The organism is Leucobacter sp. Psy1, from assembly GCF_020096995.1.
Lineage (GTDB): Bacteria > Actinomycetota > Actinomycetes > Actinomycetales > Microbacteriaceae > Leucobacter.
On sequence record NZ_CP083692.1, the window covers coordinates 3,064,735 to 3,080,719 of the forward strand.

At 66.8% G+C, this 15,985-nt stretch carries 15 protein-coding genes; 9 read left to right on the top strand and 6 right to left on the bottom strand.

The features are described from left to right. Position 1: 1 nt before the first annotated feature. From K8P10_RS14550 to K8P10_RS14565, 4 genes are all read left to right on the top strand, one after another. Entirely contained in the window at positions 2–322 is a 321-nt protein-coding gene (locus tag K8P10_RS14550; RefSeq protein WP_031290213.1) for a metal-sensitive transcriptional regulator, read from the top strand. Between the two features lie 430 nt (positions 323–752). Then, positions 753–1,112, top strand: coding sequence for a helix-turn-helix transcriptional regulator (locus K8P10_RS14555; RefSeq protein WP_017884926.1), 360 nt, complete (start codon positions 753–755; stop codon positions 1,110–1,112). After that, positions 1,070–3,067 (top strand): cation-translocating P-type ATPase, encoded by a 1,998-nt coding sequence (locus tag K8P10_RS14560; RefSeq protein WP_224779601.1) that lies wholly within the window; start codon positions 1,070–1,072, stop codon positions 3,065–3,067. Before K8P10_RS14555 ends, K8P10_RS14560 begins: the two co-directional genes overlap by 43 nt. A gap of 12 nt (positions 3,068–3,079) precedes the next feature. Further along, on the top strand, positions 3,080–3,397 hold the full coding sequence (locus tag K8P10_RS14565) for a hypothetical protein (protein WP_017884924.1): 318 nt from the start codon (positions 3,080–3,082) through the stop codon (positions 3,395–3,397). Here K8P10_RS14565 and K8P10_RS14570 read toward each other — a convergent pair whose 3' ends face one another. The 6 genes from K8P10_RS14570 to K8P10_RS14595 all read right to left on the bottom strand — a co-directional run bounded on the left by K8P10_RS14570 (position 3,398) and on the right by K8P10_RS14595 (position 10,404). Next, positions 3,398–4,669, bottom strand: coding sequence for a hypothetical protein (locus tag K8P10_RS14570; RefSeq protein WP_224779602.1), 1,272 nt, complete (start codon positions 4,667–4,669; stop codon positions 3,398–3,400). 683 nt (positions 4,670–5,352) lie between these two features. Continuing rightward, complete coding sequence (locus K8P10_RS14575) at positions 5,353–5,688, bottom strand: helix-turn-helix transcriptional regulator (RefSeq protein ID WP_124091585.1); 336 nt, start codon at positions 5,686–5,688, stop codon at positions 5,353–5,355. After that, on the bottom strand, positions 5,678–6,733 hold the full coding sequence (locus K8P10_RS14580) for a tyrosine-type recombinase/integrase (protein ID WP_124091639.1): 1,056 nt from the start codon (positions 6,731–6,733) through the stop codon (positions 5,678–5,680). The genes K8P10_RS14575 and K8P10_RS14580 overlap by 11 nt, the downstream gene beginning before the upstream one ends. A gap of 583 nt (positions 6,734–7,316) precedes the next feature. Beyond that, positions 7,317–7,979 (bottom strand): DUF6320 domain-containing protein, encoded by a 663-nt coding sequence (locus K8P10_RS14585; protein WP_224779603.1) that lies wholly within the window; start codon positions 7,977–7,979, stop codon positions 7,317–7,319. Continuing rightward, a complete protein-coding gene (locus K8P10_RS14590; RefSeq protein WP_224779604.1) occupies positions 7,976–9,436 on the bottom strand; it encodes an alcohol acetyltransferase in 1,461 nt (486 codons plus the stop codon). Before K8P10_RS14590 ends, K8P10_RS14585 begins: the two co-directional genes overlap by 4 nt. Continuing rightward, complete coding sequence (locus tag K8P10_RS14595) at positions 9,433–10,404, bottom strand: alpha/beta hydrolase (RefSeq protein ID WP_224779605.1); 972 nt, start codon at positions 10,402–10,404, stop codon at positions 9,433–9,435. Before K8P10_RS14595 ends, K8P10_RS14590 begins: the two co-directional genes overlap by 4 nt. Positions 10,405–10,555: 151 nt before the next feature. Between K8P10_RS14595 and K8P10_RS14600 the strand changes: the two genes are divergently transcribed. From K8P10_RS14600 to murQ, 5 genes are read left to right on the top strand one after another with little or no spacing between them, the layout of a single operon-like run. Next, entirely contained in the window at positions 10,556–11,278 is a 723-nt protein-coding gene (locus tag K8P10_RS14600; RefSeq protein ID WP_224779606.1) for a GntR family transcriptional regulator, read from the top strand. Next, a complete protein-coding gene (locus K8P10_RS14605) occupies positions 11,275–12,441 on the top strand; it encodes an anhydro-N-acetylmuramic acid kinase (RefSeq protein WP_224779607.1) in 1,167 nt (388 codons plus the stop codon). The genes K8P10_RS14600 and K8P10_RS14605 overlap by 4 nt, the downstream gene beginning before the upstream one ends. Before the next feature lie 45 nt (positions 12,442–12,486). Next, on the top strand, positions 12,487–13,977 hold the full coding sequence (locus K8P10_RS14610) for a sodium:solute symporter (RefSeq protein ID WP_224779608.1): 1,491 nt from the start codon (positions 12,487–12,489) through the stop codon (positions 13,975–13,977). Further along, entirely contained in the window at positions 13,974–14,996 is a 1,023-nt protein-coding gene (locus K8P10_RS14615; protein WP_224779609.1) for an N-acetylglucosamine kinase, read from the top strand. Before K8P10_RS14610 ends, K8P10_RS14615 begins: the two co-directional genes overlap by 4 nt. A 55-nt stretch (positions 14,997–15,051) precedes the next feature. After that, positions 15,052–15,984, top strand: coding sequence for an N-acetylmuramic acid 6-phosphate etherase (murQ, locus tag K8P10_RS14620; RefSeq protein ID WP_224779610.1), 933 nt, complete (start codon positions 15,052–15,054; stop codon positions 15,982–15,984). The last annotated feature ends 1 nt before the right edge of the window (position 15,985 follow it).

Sequence of the window (15,985 nt, forward strand, 5' to 3'; positions counted from 1 at the left end):
GATGACCGACGTCATTAAACCTGCAGCTTCGTGTGACCACGGCGAGCACGGCTACATCACCGACAAAGCCCGCTACCTCGCCCGACTCAAACGCATCGAAGGCCAAGCACGTGGCGTGCACCGCATGGTCGAAGACGAGCAATACTGCATCGATATCCTCACCCAGATCTCCGCACTCACCGGCGCCCTGCAAGGCGTCGCCATCGGACTCCTCGAAGACCACCTCCGCCACTGCGTCGCAGACGCCGTCCGCGCAGGCGGGGACACTGCCGAAGAGAAAATACGAGAGGCATCTCAAGCCATCGGCCGCCTCGTCCGGTGAGGTGAGAGCCGCGGAATCACGCGGAGGTTGTGATCGACGCTCTGACTGCCTGTTTCACGAAAGGTCACAACGTCTGCGGCGTTCATACATGCGCGCGTCCGCAGTGCCAAACGCCGCCTCGTTGAGCTGCGACCTATTCACAGCCGCCCCGAGTCGGGAAACATCGTGATTGGCGCAGGCTGACTGTCATGCATCTTCCTCTCCGCGCACAAGGCACGACGCTTACCGAAGAGCAGGCGAAAATGCTCGATGACGAGTTCTTCCGCTCGAACCCGCCGGGATGCCAGACGCTGACGCATCGAGGCGCAACTGTGGGTCGCGATCTCGCTGCCGAGCCGCATCGTTGAATCGCGTGTTCAGCAGATATCGGGTGCTGTGTCGCTTGGCGGTGGAGCACTGATTGATCAGTCAGTGCTGTATAGTTCAGCGTGTGCTGACTATTGCTTCACGCCTCGACGTCATGAACCGGCTCGGCCGTGCCATGGCGGATCCGACGCGTTCCCGGATCCTGATGACGTTGCTCGATGGTCCGAGCTACCCGGCCGTGCTCTCGCGCGAGTTGGAGCTGACGCGCTCGAACGTGTCTAACCATCTCACCTGCCTGCGCGACTGCGGGGTCGTGGTCGCTGAGCCTGAGGGTCGCCAGACTCGCTACGAGATCGCAGATCCGCACCTTGCTGCTGCGCTCGTTTCCCTCGTGGACGTGACGCTGGCTGTCGATGAGCACGCACCTTGCGTGGACTCAGCATGCACGGTACCTTGCTGCTGCGGGACGGGGGCGGACGCGTGAGCGCGGCGTGTGGCTGCGAACACGAGCCTGCTACTGCGGCGGATGATGAGAATGAAGAGGTGGGGCGACCCTGGTGGAAGGACCGCGGCATCATGGTGCCGGTCTTTTCAGGTGTCGCATTCCTCACCGGTCTAATCCTTGAATGGTCCGGCCTCGAGATCCCGGCGCTCGTGCTGTTCTGGGCCGGCCTGTTGCTGGGCGCGTCGACGTTCACTCCTGGCGCGATCCGGAAGCTGTTAAAGGGCAAGCTCGGGATCGGGCTGCTGATGACGATCAGCGCGATCGGCGCGGTCATTCTCGGTTACGTCGAGGAGGCCGCAGCGTTGGCCTTCCTATACTCAATCGCAGAGGCCCTCGAGGACAAGGCGATGGACCGCGCCCGGGGAGGGCTGCGGGCGCTGCTGAAGCTGGTGCCGGAGACGGCGACAGTGCTGCGCGACGGGGTGTCCGTGCAGGTTCAGGCGAAGGAGCTGACGGTCGGCCAGGTCATGGTGGTCCGACCGGGCGAGCGGATCGCGACCGACGGGATCGTCCGTGCGGGGCGCTCCAGCTTGGACACCTCGGCGATCACCGGGGAATCGATCCCGGTCGAGGTCGAGCCCGGCGATGCGGTGTCGGCCGGCGCGATCAACAGCGCCGGCGCACTGGAGGTCGAAACGACCGCGGCGGGTACCGACAACTCGCTAACCACGATCGTCGAACTGGTGGAGCAGGCGCAGACGGAGAAGGGCGAGCGTGCTCGTCTCGCGGACCGGATCGCTCGCCCGCTGGTGCCCGGTGTGCTGATCCTCGCCGCCCTCGTCGCGATCCTCGGATCGCTGCTGGGCGACCCGGAGATGTGGATCACCCGCGCACTCGTCGTGCTAGTCGCAGCCTCACCCTGTGCGCTGGCGATCTCTGTTCCGCTGACGGTCGTCGCCGCGATCGGCGCGGCGAGCAAGTTCGGCGTGATCATCAAATCCGGAGCCGTCTTCGAGCGCTTCGGCACGGTCCGGCATGTAGCCGTCGACAAGACCGGCACCCTCACCTGCAACGAGCCCGCGGTCACCGCCGTCCTCACCGCGAACAGCGTGACCGAGACACAGGCGCTGGCCTGGGCGGCGGCGCTGGAACAGCACAGCACGCATCCCCTCGCCTCCGCTATCACCGCTGCGACTCCGGGCATTGCGGCAGCTGTAGACGTGACCGAGAAGGCCGGGCACGGCATCGAAGGCACCGTCGACGGGTCGAGAATCACCGTCGGCAGCCCCCGCTGGCTCGACGCCGGGGAGCTCGGAGACCGGGTCGCGGGTCTCGAGGAACAGGGCATGACCGTCGTGATCGTCCACCGGGACGGATTCCCGGTCGGGGCGATCGGTGTCCGCGACGAACTGCGCCCCGAAGTTCCCGAAGTCGTCCGCACGCTCGCGGATCAGGGCATCGACATGACCATGCTCACCGGCGACAACGCCCGCACCGCACGCGCCCTCGCCGCACAGGCTGGCATCAAGGATGTGCGTGCGGAGCTGCGTCCCGAGGACAAGGCAGCGGCAATCGGTGAGCTGTCGAAGGCGGGATCGGTCGCGATGATTGGCGACGGCATCAACGACGCCCCGGCCCTCGCCTCCGCGGACATCGGCATCGCTATGGGAGCGACCGGTTCCGACGCAGCGATCGAGTCCGCCGATGTCGCGTTCACGGGCCACGACCTGCGCCTCATTCCGCGGGCGTTCGACCACGCCCGCCGGTGTCGGCGGATCATCAACCAGAACATCTTCCTGTCGTTGCTGATCATCACCGCGTTGCTCCCACTCGCGCTGTTCGGAGTCCTGGGGCTGGCCGCCGTCGTCCTGGTCCACGAGATCGCTGAGGTCATCGTGATCCTTAACGGCCTGCGCGCCGCGCGCGCCAAGTCGCCCGCGCTGTCGTCGGTAACGCCTTCTTCACCTGTCGCGGTCCACGCGGGTCGGAACTGAGAGGAGTTGGTCATGGAGATTACGTTGCAATACTTCGACGGGTGCCCGAACTGGGAGATACTCGATCGTCGGCTTGCTGGGCTGCTCGACGGCCGATCAGATGTCCGCGTCACACGTCAGTTGGTCGAGACCCCGGAGGACGCTGTGCGACTCGGGTTCCACGGGTCACCGACCGTTCTCGTCGACGGGGTCGATCCCTTCGCAGACGAGCACGCGCCGGTCGGGCTCGCCTGCCGGGTGTTTAGTACCCCTGCCGGGCTGGGAGGGTCTCCGACCGTCGAGCAGTTGCGCGAGGCGATTTCCGGGCGAGCGCTGACGGGTGATGCTTGATCAGGCGCGGGTGGAACGAAGAGCCGGGTAATCGGACCACTCACCGCCGGCGAGACGTGACCATGAGGCAGCGGACGCCGTCGTGATGCCGAGGAGGTCCGAGACGATCCGGGGATGCAGTTGCCGTGTGAGTTCGATGAGCGCTGTTGTGCGGGCGCTCCCGGCAAGCAAGCCTTCGGCGCGAAGACGACGGCTCAGTGGGCCCGGGGTGAGGTGGCGGCCTGGGTTCCTGCCGGGGAACAGCCATCCTTCAGGATGGCCCTTTGTGGCATCGACGAGCTCGACGATGGCGTCGCCGAGGATCTCTGGGACCTTGATCGGCTCGGCTCCGACGGTGAGCGTCACGGGCTGCGAGCTCGTATCGACCTGTGCCCGGGTGATCGTGACGATGCGGGTCAGCTGGATGCCGTAGAGCAGTACGAGGAGACCCGCGGCCCGGGTCTTCGGGTCCATGTCGGCATCGGACAGGAACCTGCGGGCCATCTGCCATCGGTGGTCGGAGGCATAGTCTCGCCCTTCGAGGCGATGGGCTCGAAACTCGACGCGAAGGGTGCTCAACCGGTGCTTTCGCAGCCAGCGAGTGAACGGTGCCAGCGCGTCGCGTTGGCTGGGCGAATCGGTCAGATGCGCGTCGAGTAGGCGCTGCGGAAACGTCGCCAGCGTCTCCTGGTGCGACCGGATCTCTCCGAGGAACGCGGCGCAGTACTTCAGCGCAGTCCGTTGCCTCTGGAATCCGGAAGCAGGGCTGGACGCGATGCGCAGTGCCCGAGTGGATCGGAGGAGCTCCCAGGTGCAGTATCGGCGCAAGATCAACCGGTCCTCGGGATGGTCGATGCCATCGAGCCAGTCGTTGAGCCAGTGGGTGAAACGCGTGCCCTCGACGTCGAGCTCCGGCAGCACGCCGGAACGGACCAGCAGTGAGAGGAGGAACGCGACCGACTGTCCCGACCGGGCTCGGGTGATGATCGCCTCGGCGGTGAGCGGCAGGGTCCCGTCCGCGAGCTCGCGGAGCACCATCGCGCACTTGCTCTTGTGCAGCCAGCGTTCGAGCGACGCCGCCTTGCCATGGTGCGTGAGCAGATAGTCAGCAAGGGGGTGGAGGTCCGCGCGGATCTCTCCCGCATCGTCGGCGAGCAGTTGCTGGATCGCGACGGGCCGGCGGCACTCGACGCAGAGGTGATGTTTGCGGATCTCCTCGATCGAGCCGCATCCGGGGCAGGCCATCGTGATCGGAGTGCCCGCGCAGTCGGCGCAGACCATCTGGCCATTCATGAAGCCGGTCAGGAACACCCTGCGCGCGCACTCGGGACAAGGTTGTGGTCTGCGCATCGCGTAGTAGCAGCGCGCGCATACTCGTCGTCCGTCGAGGTGGGAGGCGACGCGGCCAGGTTCTCCGCAGAGACCACAGGTCTTGATCGGTGCGGTGTAGCAGGCCAGACAGACCAGTTCCGGGCGACGGACGATGATGGTCGCATGCTGACCGCACCGCGAGCAGTCGCCGAACGATCGAGGGTCGGCTCGCCAACAGTCACGGCAAAAGCGCTGTCCGTCGATCGTGCGCTGCACGGGCCGGACCCGGCCACAGGACGCGCACGAGACGGACCGGGCGTTCCGCTCGCATCGGGAGCAGTGCCGACCACCGCCCGGCGTCTTGTGGGGCATTCTCACCGCGCGTCCGCAGGACTCGCACGTCGGCAGCATCACCCGGCTTGCCCCTTCTTCGACCAGCGCGCGGGCCAGATCCTGAACGGTCACCGGCACGTTCGCATGCTGCCCCTCCAGGACTCCGGGCTGCTTGATCAGCGCGAGCTCAAGAAGCCGCTGCGTGAGGGGTACTGGCGCAACCGAATGCACGATCTCAGCGATTCGCTCGCGAGAGATTTCGGGAACGAGAGGGTGGACGAGAGCGACGACTTCAGCGACTCGCGGCAGCTGCGGAGGCTTGGCCACCGCGGCTACTTCGTACGCGGCCGACGAATCGCCGCGCGAACAGGACGGAGATCACCGATCGACCCCCGTGTCGCCTCCTCGCCCACCGCCACCGGGGCCAAGGCCTCCCGGCGAGTGATCGTCACGAGATCGTTGAGCGAGCACTCCAGTGCATCGCACAACGCCGCCAACACGTCAAGACGCACCCGCTGTGGCGGCTGAGTCACCAGCCGATAGACCTGCTCCCGGGACAGGTCGATGCCGCGCTCTTCGAGCAGGGGCTTCAGCTTGGAGGTCTGGAAGATCCCGCGCGAAGCCATCACGCTGCGCAGATTCCAGCCGGTGTCGAGCTCAACGGTCATCAACTTCTCCTTCGATGAGGGCCTTCAGCGCTTCGGCGAGCACGCGGTTCTTGTAGTCCGAACTGACGGAGGCGTAGATCGAGGTCGTCGAGGCATGCATATGCCCGACCTGCTCTTGGACGAATCGATCGGCGTACCCGAACTCCAGAAGGTGCGTGACATAGGAATGCCGGAGGCTGTGCAGCGTCAGATCCTTCGACAGGCCGGCTTCATCACGCAGCTCTGCGAACCTCCGGTCGAGATACCCAGCAGACAGACGCGTACGGCGCTCGGTCACCCAGAGCGCGTCGAGGCGGTCTCCGGGCGCGAAACGGGCCCGGGCCTGCTCGAGCCATTGCTGCATTCCGGGCACCCACCAGTCGAACTCCGGCACCAGCAGCACCGTGCGACGTCGTGGCGCGCCACCACCCGCCGCCTTCGCCCATCGCACGTGAACCGCGCCGTAGCGCCCCCACTGCCGCATCTTCGCGTTGTGGTGCAAATCGACGGTATCGAGCATCACCGCCTCAGTGCGGCGCAGACCGAACGCGTAGACCGTCTTCAGCAACTGGGCATCCCGCAACGCGCCGAGCGCACCCTTTCTCCCGGAGCTCACGAGCAGCTCGACGCGAGCGTCGGCCGTGTCAAACAGGCGCTCAATCTCGTCGTATGTGAACGGGCGACGCTTCCCATCGCCTTCAAACTCGAACCGATGCGCCACCGTGTTCCACGGCAGACACACCTGCGAGGGGACCTCCCCAAACTCGCGATCGCAGATCTCCATCCAGTCGTACAACGGGTTCGTGAGGTAATCACAGAACCCACGGATAGACCCATGGTTGGCGCGCATCGTCGACAGCGTCCGAGTGCGACCGCCGGACTCAGCAGTGAACTCATCCACATCCGCGACCGTCCACCTCCATGGCGGTTTGTCCACGAAATCACGGAACCGCGTCACCGTCGCCGTCCGGTTCCGTATCGTCTGCTCACGGAGTCCGCGCGACAGCTGCTGGTTCCGCCAACCATCGATCATCGCGCTGAAAACCTGCGCTTCCGGGTTCGCCAGTGCGACGTTCGATGCTGACGTGATCAGCCGAAGCGCCGCTGGAGAAGCCCCAAAATCTTGCATTAGATGCAACAAAGTATGGGACAGTGCATCACCCTGTCAACTCAGATCTCAGCATCCGCCAGATCTCGCTGTTATGGTCAGAGCAGATCCGCACCTCTCTGGTGAATAGACGTCGTTTGCAAGTGTGAACAGTTGCATTCACTGCAACATGCGAGGGTTCATAACGCGCGCGCTCTTCGACCCGCACAGCTCGAAGTTGCTCGACCGCTGTCTGCAGTGATCGGTCGCATCGCCCCCGGTGACCGATCGCCACATGGTCGCCGGCGGGGCTGCGCTTCACGTCCGGCTGCGCGCGGGCATGGCTCAAAGGGGCGAAGTGCGACCGCCCAAACCCTGAAGGAAGCTTGTCCAGAAGCGCTAGCGGCCCAGTCAGCAGCGAGTCCGCAGAAGCACCGATTGGCGACTATTCTCACCCACTGCTTGCAACCACCAAATCCGCACGAAACCGCGGCAACTGAGGTTGCACAATCACGGCCAATCGTTCCCGGCCTGAACACCCTGTTCTGAGGGCAGGTCCCGCCTAAAGGTGGAAGCGCTTCGCCAGCTCGTGGCGGATGTGGCGCGCACGACTGATGTGCAACGGCAGCGCCATCACGCTGAGCGCGATGCAGATCACCGAGGGGATCGCGGTGCTCACCCACCCGAGAGCCAGGAACACGATCGGGGCGAGACCGAGCAGCACCGTGAGGACGCTGTAGACGATGTACTCGCCGATGTCGGTGCGCATGATCCTGACAGTGATCACGAGGGCGACGATCGCGAAGGCGCACATGATCGGCACGGCGTAGGTCAGCGCCCAGCCGTGCCAGCCGGTCAGGAAGTCCCAGTAGACGCACACCAGCCCGACGAGCACCAGCAGGTAGAGGGTGCCCTTCGCGACGTTGCGGCGTTTGCGCACCGCCATCAGTACGACGAGCCACATGGCGGCGACGCCGAGCCAGATGGAGCGGAGCACGCCCACACCGGAATCCCCGTGGCTGAGGAGCAGCTGCACCACGAACGACGCCAGGATCACCCCGAGCGACACGAGGAAGAGCACCGTGAGCACGCGACGGCGCGAGTACTGCAGCGGAACATCGGGGAGCGGGCTGGGCGTCACATCGCCCGTCACGGGTTCACCGCAGAGCGGGCAGTGCGCCCACTCTCCCTCGACACCGATGGCGCACGCCGAGCAGCGGCTCACGATCGCGTCTCCGAACCCCGCACTCCGGAGAGTTCCTGCTCCGTCACGCGGGCCGCCGCGACGCTGACCTCGACGCCGCCCTCGGAGAGGCGCCGCGCGAACTCCCGGATGTACCCCGTCTCCGAGAACGGAGAGGTGAACGTCACGACGAGCTGCCCGGCTTGGGAGATCGCGCAGAACTGCGGTCGCACGGCCGAGACGTGGAACAGCATCCGTTCGACGTGCGCGTCCACCGTCTCGGGGAGGGCGACGCGACCGAGGTTCGACACCGCCACCGTGAGCCCCCGGTTGCTCGCGCGATTGAGGAGGCCGAGCAGGAGGTCCTTGAGCGGCCTCGGCACGAGACGCAGCGCGAATGCCCGCTCGAAGCGCACGAACCGCCGCAGTCTTCTCTGGAGCGCCTCGGGGGTGACCTGCGGACGGAACTGGGCGTCGATGGCGTGGCAGACGGTGCTGAGATCTTCGGGACCATCGCCGTAGGTGTGCTCCACCCTGACGGTCGCGAAGAAGTTGCGGGCCGACGTCGACGGGAAGAACTGACGCAGGTTCACGGGAATCGATGCCGAGAGCGTGCGCTCCGCCCCGAGATCGCCGGTCGAGCGCCGGATGGAGTCGAAGAACAGCGCCGTCAGGTACACCGTGAGCGACACCCCTTCGGCGCGGGCGAGCGCGAGGGCTTCAGTCGCCGGCATCGTGAGCTCGACGGCGCGAGGCCGATTGTCCGGCGTTCGGGTACCGCGCACGCGGTGCACGCGGCCGGTCGATGCCCCCACCAGGCGGCCGATGCCGCGCGGCTCGGGAGGGATCGGCGCCGGGTCGGCATCGAGGAACGGTTCGGCCTGCCGCTCGTCCCGACGCTGCCTCCTGGTCAATCTGAAGTACTGTGCGAAGCTGTCGTCCGAGAGATCCTGCGCGGGGTCCGGTGGCGCGTCGTCATCGCCAGCCCCCGGGTCGGGGCGCCGCCCGGCGAGCTGCCCCGGGTCGAACGGGGTCACGGACGCGACACCGATCTGCTCGGTCGTCGCCGGATGCTCCTCGGGGTGGCGGAGGCGCACGTAGGCCGTGATGAGGTCGGTGAGGAACCAGAGCGCCCCCGTGCCGTCGGAGAGCGCATGGAAGACCTCGAGGGCGATCCGTCTCCGGTGGTGGACGACGCGGAAGAGCAGGGTGCGGCGGTCGGTCTGGTAGATCGGGGCGCAGGTGTGCTGCGACTCCGCGACGACCCGTGGCCTGAGGTCGCTGTCCTGCAGGTAGTACCAGAAGATCCCGCGCCGCAGCACGGCGCGATAGAGGGGGTACCGGTCGAACGTCGCTTCGAGGGCGACCTGCAACGCATCGGGATCGACGTCGTGATCCATCTCGGCACTGATGCGGAAGACTTTGGGATCGACGTCGCTTCGCGCCGCGAGGAACACGTTCGACGCGTTGTCCAGCCGCACCCACGACCCCCGGTTCACGCCGCCGACTCCGTCCCGTCCGTGTCGGACTTGCGGGCGACGGGATCCTCGTCGAGGAACGCGTTGATCACCTCATACGCGTCGCGAAGCGCGCGAGAGAATCGCGGCAGCGCGATGAAACCGTGCAGGGCGCCGGAGACCCGGTGCACGCGCACCGTGTTCCCCGCCTCCTGCAAGGCGCGCGCGTAGGCCTCTGCCTCATCACGCAGCAGGTCGAGCTCAGCGGTGATCATCAGCGTGTCGGGTTGCCCGCTCAGGTCTTCCGCCATCAGCGGGGCCACGAGCGGAGAACGGCGCTCATCCGGGTCGGGAACGTAGAGCTCCAGGTAGTCCTGCACCTCGGTGTTCGTGAGGCGGTAGTCCTCGCCGTGGTTGCGCACCGAGGGGAACGGGGACGTCGCCGGGTCGTGGTCCCAGTGCGTGACGGGGTAGAGCAGGATCTGGCGCTTCGCGCCCGGGTGCCCAAGCGCACGCAGCCGCAGCGAGACCACTGCGGCGAGGTTGCCTCCGGCTGAGTCCCCCACGAGGACGACCCGATCGGCGTTCTCGATTCCGGCCCGCTGCGGATCGTCGAGCAGGACCTGAGCCACCCTCAGGCAGTCGTGCAGCCCCGCAGGGAACGGGTGCTCGGGGGCGAGACGGTAGTCGACGGATGCGACGACGCAGCCGGTGAGATCGGCCATCGCGGCGCAGGCGGGCGTGTAGCTCTCGATATCGCCAGTCACCCATCCGCCGCCGTGGAAGAAGAGGAGCACCTCTTCGCGACGACGCTCGCGCGGCTGGAACACGCGCACCGGGATGCGGTGCGTGCCGTCCTCCGAGAGGATCTGCCGGTCGAACACGCGGTACCGCGAGACCGGACGCGCGGCCATGCGCCGCTGGAACCGGCGCACCTTCGGGTAGTCCTCACGCATGTTCAACCGCGGCGCGGCGAAGAGGCTGAGGACGGCGCGGATGAGGGGGTTCACGGGCGAGCCCGGACGATGTGGGCACTCGGTTCCATGACCCCAGCTTAGGCGCCCGCGGCTGACGGTTCAGGGCGGCAACCATCTGCCCCCCCCCAGTCAAAAATAGACCAATGGTCTTGATCTGAACGCACTCCTGTGTCTCAATAGGGGGGTGACAAAGTTCCATTCCATCCGAGATCAGCTGCTCGACCGGCTCGAAAGCATGGTCGCAGGCGAGCAGTTCCCGCCGGAGCGCCAGCTCGCCGAATCACTGGGCGTCTCGCGCATGACGCTGCGACGCGCCATCGACGAACTCATCGCACAGGGTGTCGTGCGACGTCGCCAGGGTGCCGGCGTCTTCGCTCTCGGCCCGAAACTCGATCAGCCGCTCGCCGCCAGCTCGTTCACAGCGGACATGCTCGCGCGCGGCATGCGTCCCGGCTCGCGCGTGCTCGGATTCGAGACCGCGCGCGCGGGCAAGCACATCGCACGTCGACTGCGTCTCGACACGGATGCCGAGGTCGTCACAGTGCTCCGCCTCCGCCTGGCAGACGACGAGCCAATCGCTCTTGAGGAGCTCACCGTTCCCGCTGACCTCGTCCCAGGCCTCGCGGCGCCCGACCTCGAGAACCGGTCCTTCTACGAACTCCTGCACGAACGGTTCGATATTCGTCTCGCGCACAGCGCCCAGACCATCGAGCCGACGCTCATCAACGCCGAAGAGTCAGTGGAACTCGGCGTACCCGAACTCTCTCCGGCACTGTTGTTCGAGCGAACATCGAGCGGAGCCGACGGGGTTCGTTTCGAGTTCGTTCGGTCGGTGTATCGCGGGGACCGCTACAAGATCCGCACCGAGTTGACACTGCCACCGCATGCCCCAGGAGGCAACGCATGATCATCGCGGGACTCATGACCGGCACGTCGGCGGACGGGATCGATCTCGTCATCGCCGAGTTCACTCACTCCGGTGACACGCTCGAGGCGCGGGTGCTCGCCGAACGGGAGGTGCCCTTTGATCGCGCCCTCCGCGCCGACATCCTCCGACTGCTGGAGCCCGACGACGTGCCGCTCTCTCTGGTCAGCAGCGTCGACGCACGCCTCGGCCGGTGCTGCGCCGAGAGTCTGCGTGACCTCATCGCCGACGCCGGCGTCACATGCGATCTGGTGGTCTCCCACGGCCAGACGGTGCGACACGACGTGGCGGACGGAATGGTCACCTCGACGTTGCAGCTCGGCCAGCCTGCGTGGATCGCCGAACGCACCGGCACTCCGGTGCTGAGCGATGTTCGCGCACGCGATATCGCAGCCGGCGGGCAAGGCGCCCCGCTCGTCGGCATGCTCGACCGTATGCTCATCGGCGCCGTCGATACGCCCGTCGCGATGCTCAACCTCGGCGGGATCGCGAACATCACCGTGATCTCCCCGAACCTCGCTCCGGTGGCATTCGACACGGGCCCCGCGAACGCCCTGATCGATATCCTCGCTCGCCGCATCACCGACGACGCACTGCACTACGATCGCGACGGCGCGCTGGCCGCACAGGGCGCTATCGACGCCGCGCTGCTCGACGAAATGCTGGCAGAGCCCTATTACGCACGACCGGCGCCCAAGTCGACCGGAAAAGAGCTCTTCCACAGCACCTACCTGGACGGTTTCCTGGCGCGTCACGACATCGCACCGCGGGATGCGCTCGCCACTGTCACCGAGCTCACCGCGCGCACCGTTGCTGAGGCATGCACCCGCTTCGGCGCGCGTACGGTCATCGCCGCGGGTGGCGGCACCCGCAACCCCGTGCTGATGGACCGCATCGACACAGCGCTCGGCACCGACGTCACACTGACGACGACCGATCTCGCTCTCGGACTCTCCGAGGGCAGCAAGGAAGCACTGCTCATGGCACTGATCGGCTGGCTGAGCTGGCACGGTCTCGCCGGAACCGAGCCGAGCCTCACGGGCGCCACGCGTCCGACCATCGCCGGACGGCTCAGCCCCGGCGCTGCACCGCTCACCCTGCCAATGCCCCTCAGCGAACGTCCGAGTCGACTTCGACTGCGGTGAGCACCCCGCCTTTCACACCCCATTACTCTCAATGAAGGAGACACCATGCAGATCATCGACCTCCTGGTGATCGTGGCCTATCTCGTCGCAACGGCGTGGCTGGGATTGGTCCTGAGCGGGAAGCAGAAAGACCTCAAGGACTACTTCATCGGTGGGCGCACCCTCCCCTGGTGGGCAGTCTGCCTGTCCATCGTCGCCACCGAGACCAGCGCCCTCACGGTCATCGGCATCCCGGTCATGAGTTATCTCGGCGATCTGAACTACCTGCAGTTGGGCTTCGGCTACATTCTCGGCCGCGTCATCGTCGCGTTCCTCATGCTGCCCCGCTATTACGACGGCGAGATGATCACCGCGTACGCCTATCTCGGCAAGCGATTCGGGCAGTCGACGCAGACAACGGCCGGCCTCACCTTCCTCGTGACCAGGCTCCTCGCCGACGGGGTGCGGGTGCTCGCGGCCGCGATTCCGCTCAAGGTCATCCTCGACGGCTTCGGGATCCACACGAGCTACTTCGTCATCATCGTCGTGCTGTCGCTCGTCACCATCTTGTACACCTTCATCGGCGGCATCAAGGCCGTCGTGTGGGTCGACGTGGCACAGATGCTGCTCTACGTCGTCGGCGGCATCCTCGCGATCATCATCGTCACCGCGACCGTGGGCGGTGGGTGGGTCACCGACGCGGTTGAGGCAGGCAAGACCAACCTCTTCGTCTTCGAGGGCAATCCGATTTCGTCCAGTGCCTCGTTCCTCCCGTCCTTCATCGGCGGCGCCGTGTTCGCCATGGCATCTCACGGGTCGGATCAGATCATCGTGCAGCGCCTCCTGTCCTGCCGCACCAAGGTCGAGGCGCAGAAGGCGCTGATCTGGTCGGGACTCATCGTGTTCGTGCAGTTCGCGATCTTCCTCGCCGTGGGTCTCGCACTCTGGACCTACTACGGCCAGGCCACACCGACCGAACTCGGCCTCACCCGCGACGACGAGATCTTCCCGCTCTTCATCATCGAGGGCCTGCCAACGGGCGTCTCGGGGCTACTGCTGGCCGGCATTCTCGCGGCAGCGATGTCGACGCTCTCCTCGTCGCTCTCCGCACTGTCGTCCTCCACCGTCAACGATGTCTACGCTCGACTGAAGCGCACCCCGATGACCGACGAGCAGGGCTTCCGAGTCGGACGCTGGGCGACGATCGGATGGGGGATCGCCTTCATTCTCCCCGCCACGGTCTTCGAATCCGATTCCGGCAGCATCGTCATCCTCGCGCTCGGCATTGCCGGGATCACCTACGGGGGGCTGCTCGGCGCGTTCATCTTCGGCATCTTCAACCGACGAGCGAACGCAGTCGACGCCAACGTCGGGTTCGCCGCGGCGGTGGCAGTCAACGCGTTCCTCTTCGTCATGGAGAAGTACGTGACCGGCGAGGTCTGGGTCGCATGGCAGTGGTACCCGCTGCTCGGCGTCATCGTCACGTGCGTCCTCGGCGGCCTCCTCTCCTTGCGCCACCCGGCTCCGGCCATGCGGGAACGCGTGAGCACCTCGTGACCGGGTACGTGCTGGGCGTCGATATCGGCGGGAGCGGGAGCCGTGTGGCGCTCGGCTCGGTCGACGATCTCGGCCGTGCGACGGCCGATGCGACAGTCACCGGTCCGCGCATCGGCGTCGGTGCGGGCGGGAGCACCGGCATGCGCGTGGCGCACGAGCTGATCGCATCCGCCGCCGACGCCTGGCCGGATCACTTCGGCGAGATCCTCGGCATCGGCATCGGGTCGACCGGCATCGCCTCTGTGGCCGAGGATCCGGCACCCGCGCTCGATGCACTTCGGATGCGCCTCGGGATTCCCGTGGTCGCGGCGATCGATGCCGTGACCGCCCATCTCGGTGCCCTCGGGGGCCGAGGCGGTGCGATCACGGCGCTCGGCACCGGAGCCATCGCCCTTGCGCACTCCGGGCCCGATGCGCAAGGTACCTGGGCTCCTGAGTGGACGCGCTCCGACGGGTGGGGCCACCTGTTCGGCGACCGCGGCGGCGGAGCCTGGCTCGGGCGCCGCGCCCTCGCGCACGCGCTGCGCGCCCACGACGGCGTCGATCCGAGCGGACAGGCACTCCTGACTGCTGCCGCGCGTCGTTTCGGGCCACCCGCCACTTGGCCTGCGCAGTTCTACACGCGCGAAGATCGCGCCGGACTCCTCGCCGAGTTCGCGGTAGACATCGCTGCGGTCGCCCGCGACGGCGACCGGTCCGCCTCGGAACTGCTGCGCGACGCCGGTCGCGAAGCCGCTCGTAGCGCGATCAGCGCAGCGCGCGCCCGATTCCCCGGGGCGCCCGGTGCGACGCCGGATCTGCCGAACGGCGATCACCTCTCGGTGGCGCTCACTGGTGGCCTTGTCCGCGCGGGGAGTCTGCTGATCGACGGGTTCCGCGAGGAGATCGAACGCCACGATCCCGACGCTCGCATTCTCGAGGCCGCAGGCGACCCGCTCGATGGGTCGCTGCATCTCGCCGCTTTCGGCGCGGCCGAACGCATACGCGCGCAAACTGGTGTGGTGTGGACGTGCGAATGACCAAGTCACTCCGCGGGCATCGGCAATCACTTCTCGACTGCGAAAGGACTGCAGCATGAACCACCAGGATCCACGCGGGCGTGCCGCGATCGGTGCTCTCGCAACGGAGGCACGCAACCCCATGACCGCACACATCGACACCCTCGACTCCGTCGATCTCCTACGCCTCATGAGCGACGAGGACCGTCGCGTGCCCGACGCGGTCGCAGCTGCGCTCCCCGAGATCGCGCGCGCCGTCGACGCGGTCGCGGCAGCCCGAGCGCGAGACGGTCGGCTCATCTACCTCGGCGCGGGTACGAGCGGCCGGATCGGACTGCTTGACGCCGTCGAGTGCCCGCCGACCTTCGGCACCGACCCCTCCGAGGTGCTCGGGCTCATCGCGGGCGGCGAGATGGCCTTCGTCCGCGCCGTGGAGGGCGCAGAGGACGAAGAGGATCGGGGTGTCGCCGATCTGGTGGCGCACGGGGTGACGAGCAACGATGTCGTGGTGGGCCTCGCGGCGAGCGGCCGCACGCCGTACGTGCTCGGCGGCCTGCGGCACGCCCGCTCGGTCGGCGCCGCGACCGTGGCGGTATCGTGCACGCCCTCCGCAGCGATCAGCGCGGATGCGGATATCGCGATCGAAGTGCTGACCGGGCCCGAGGTACTCACGGGCTCCACGCGCCTCAAGGCAGGCACAGCCCAGAAGCTCGTCTGCAACATGATCTCCACCGGCAGTATGATCCGCACGGGAAAGGTCTACGAGAATCTCATGGTCGATGTGCGCCCCACCAATGTGAAGCTCAAGGACCGCGCGCGCCGCATCGTGGTGGAGGCGACCGGCGCCACGGACGAGCGCGCCGCGGCCGCTCTCGATGCGGCGGGCCTGCACGCGAAGACGGCTATCGTCATGATCCTCGCCGACTGCGAAGCCGCGCGCGCCGCCGAGCTGCTGGGCAGCTCCGGCGGCGCCGTCCGCGAGGCACTGACCCTGGCGCGGGAAGGCTGAA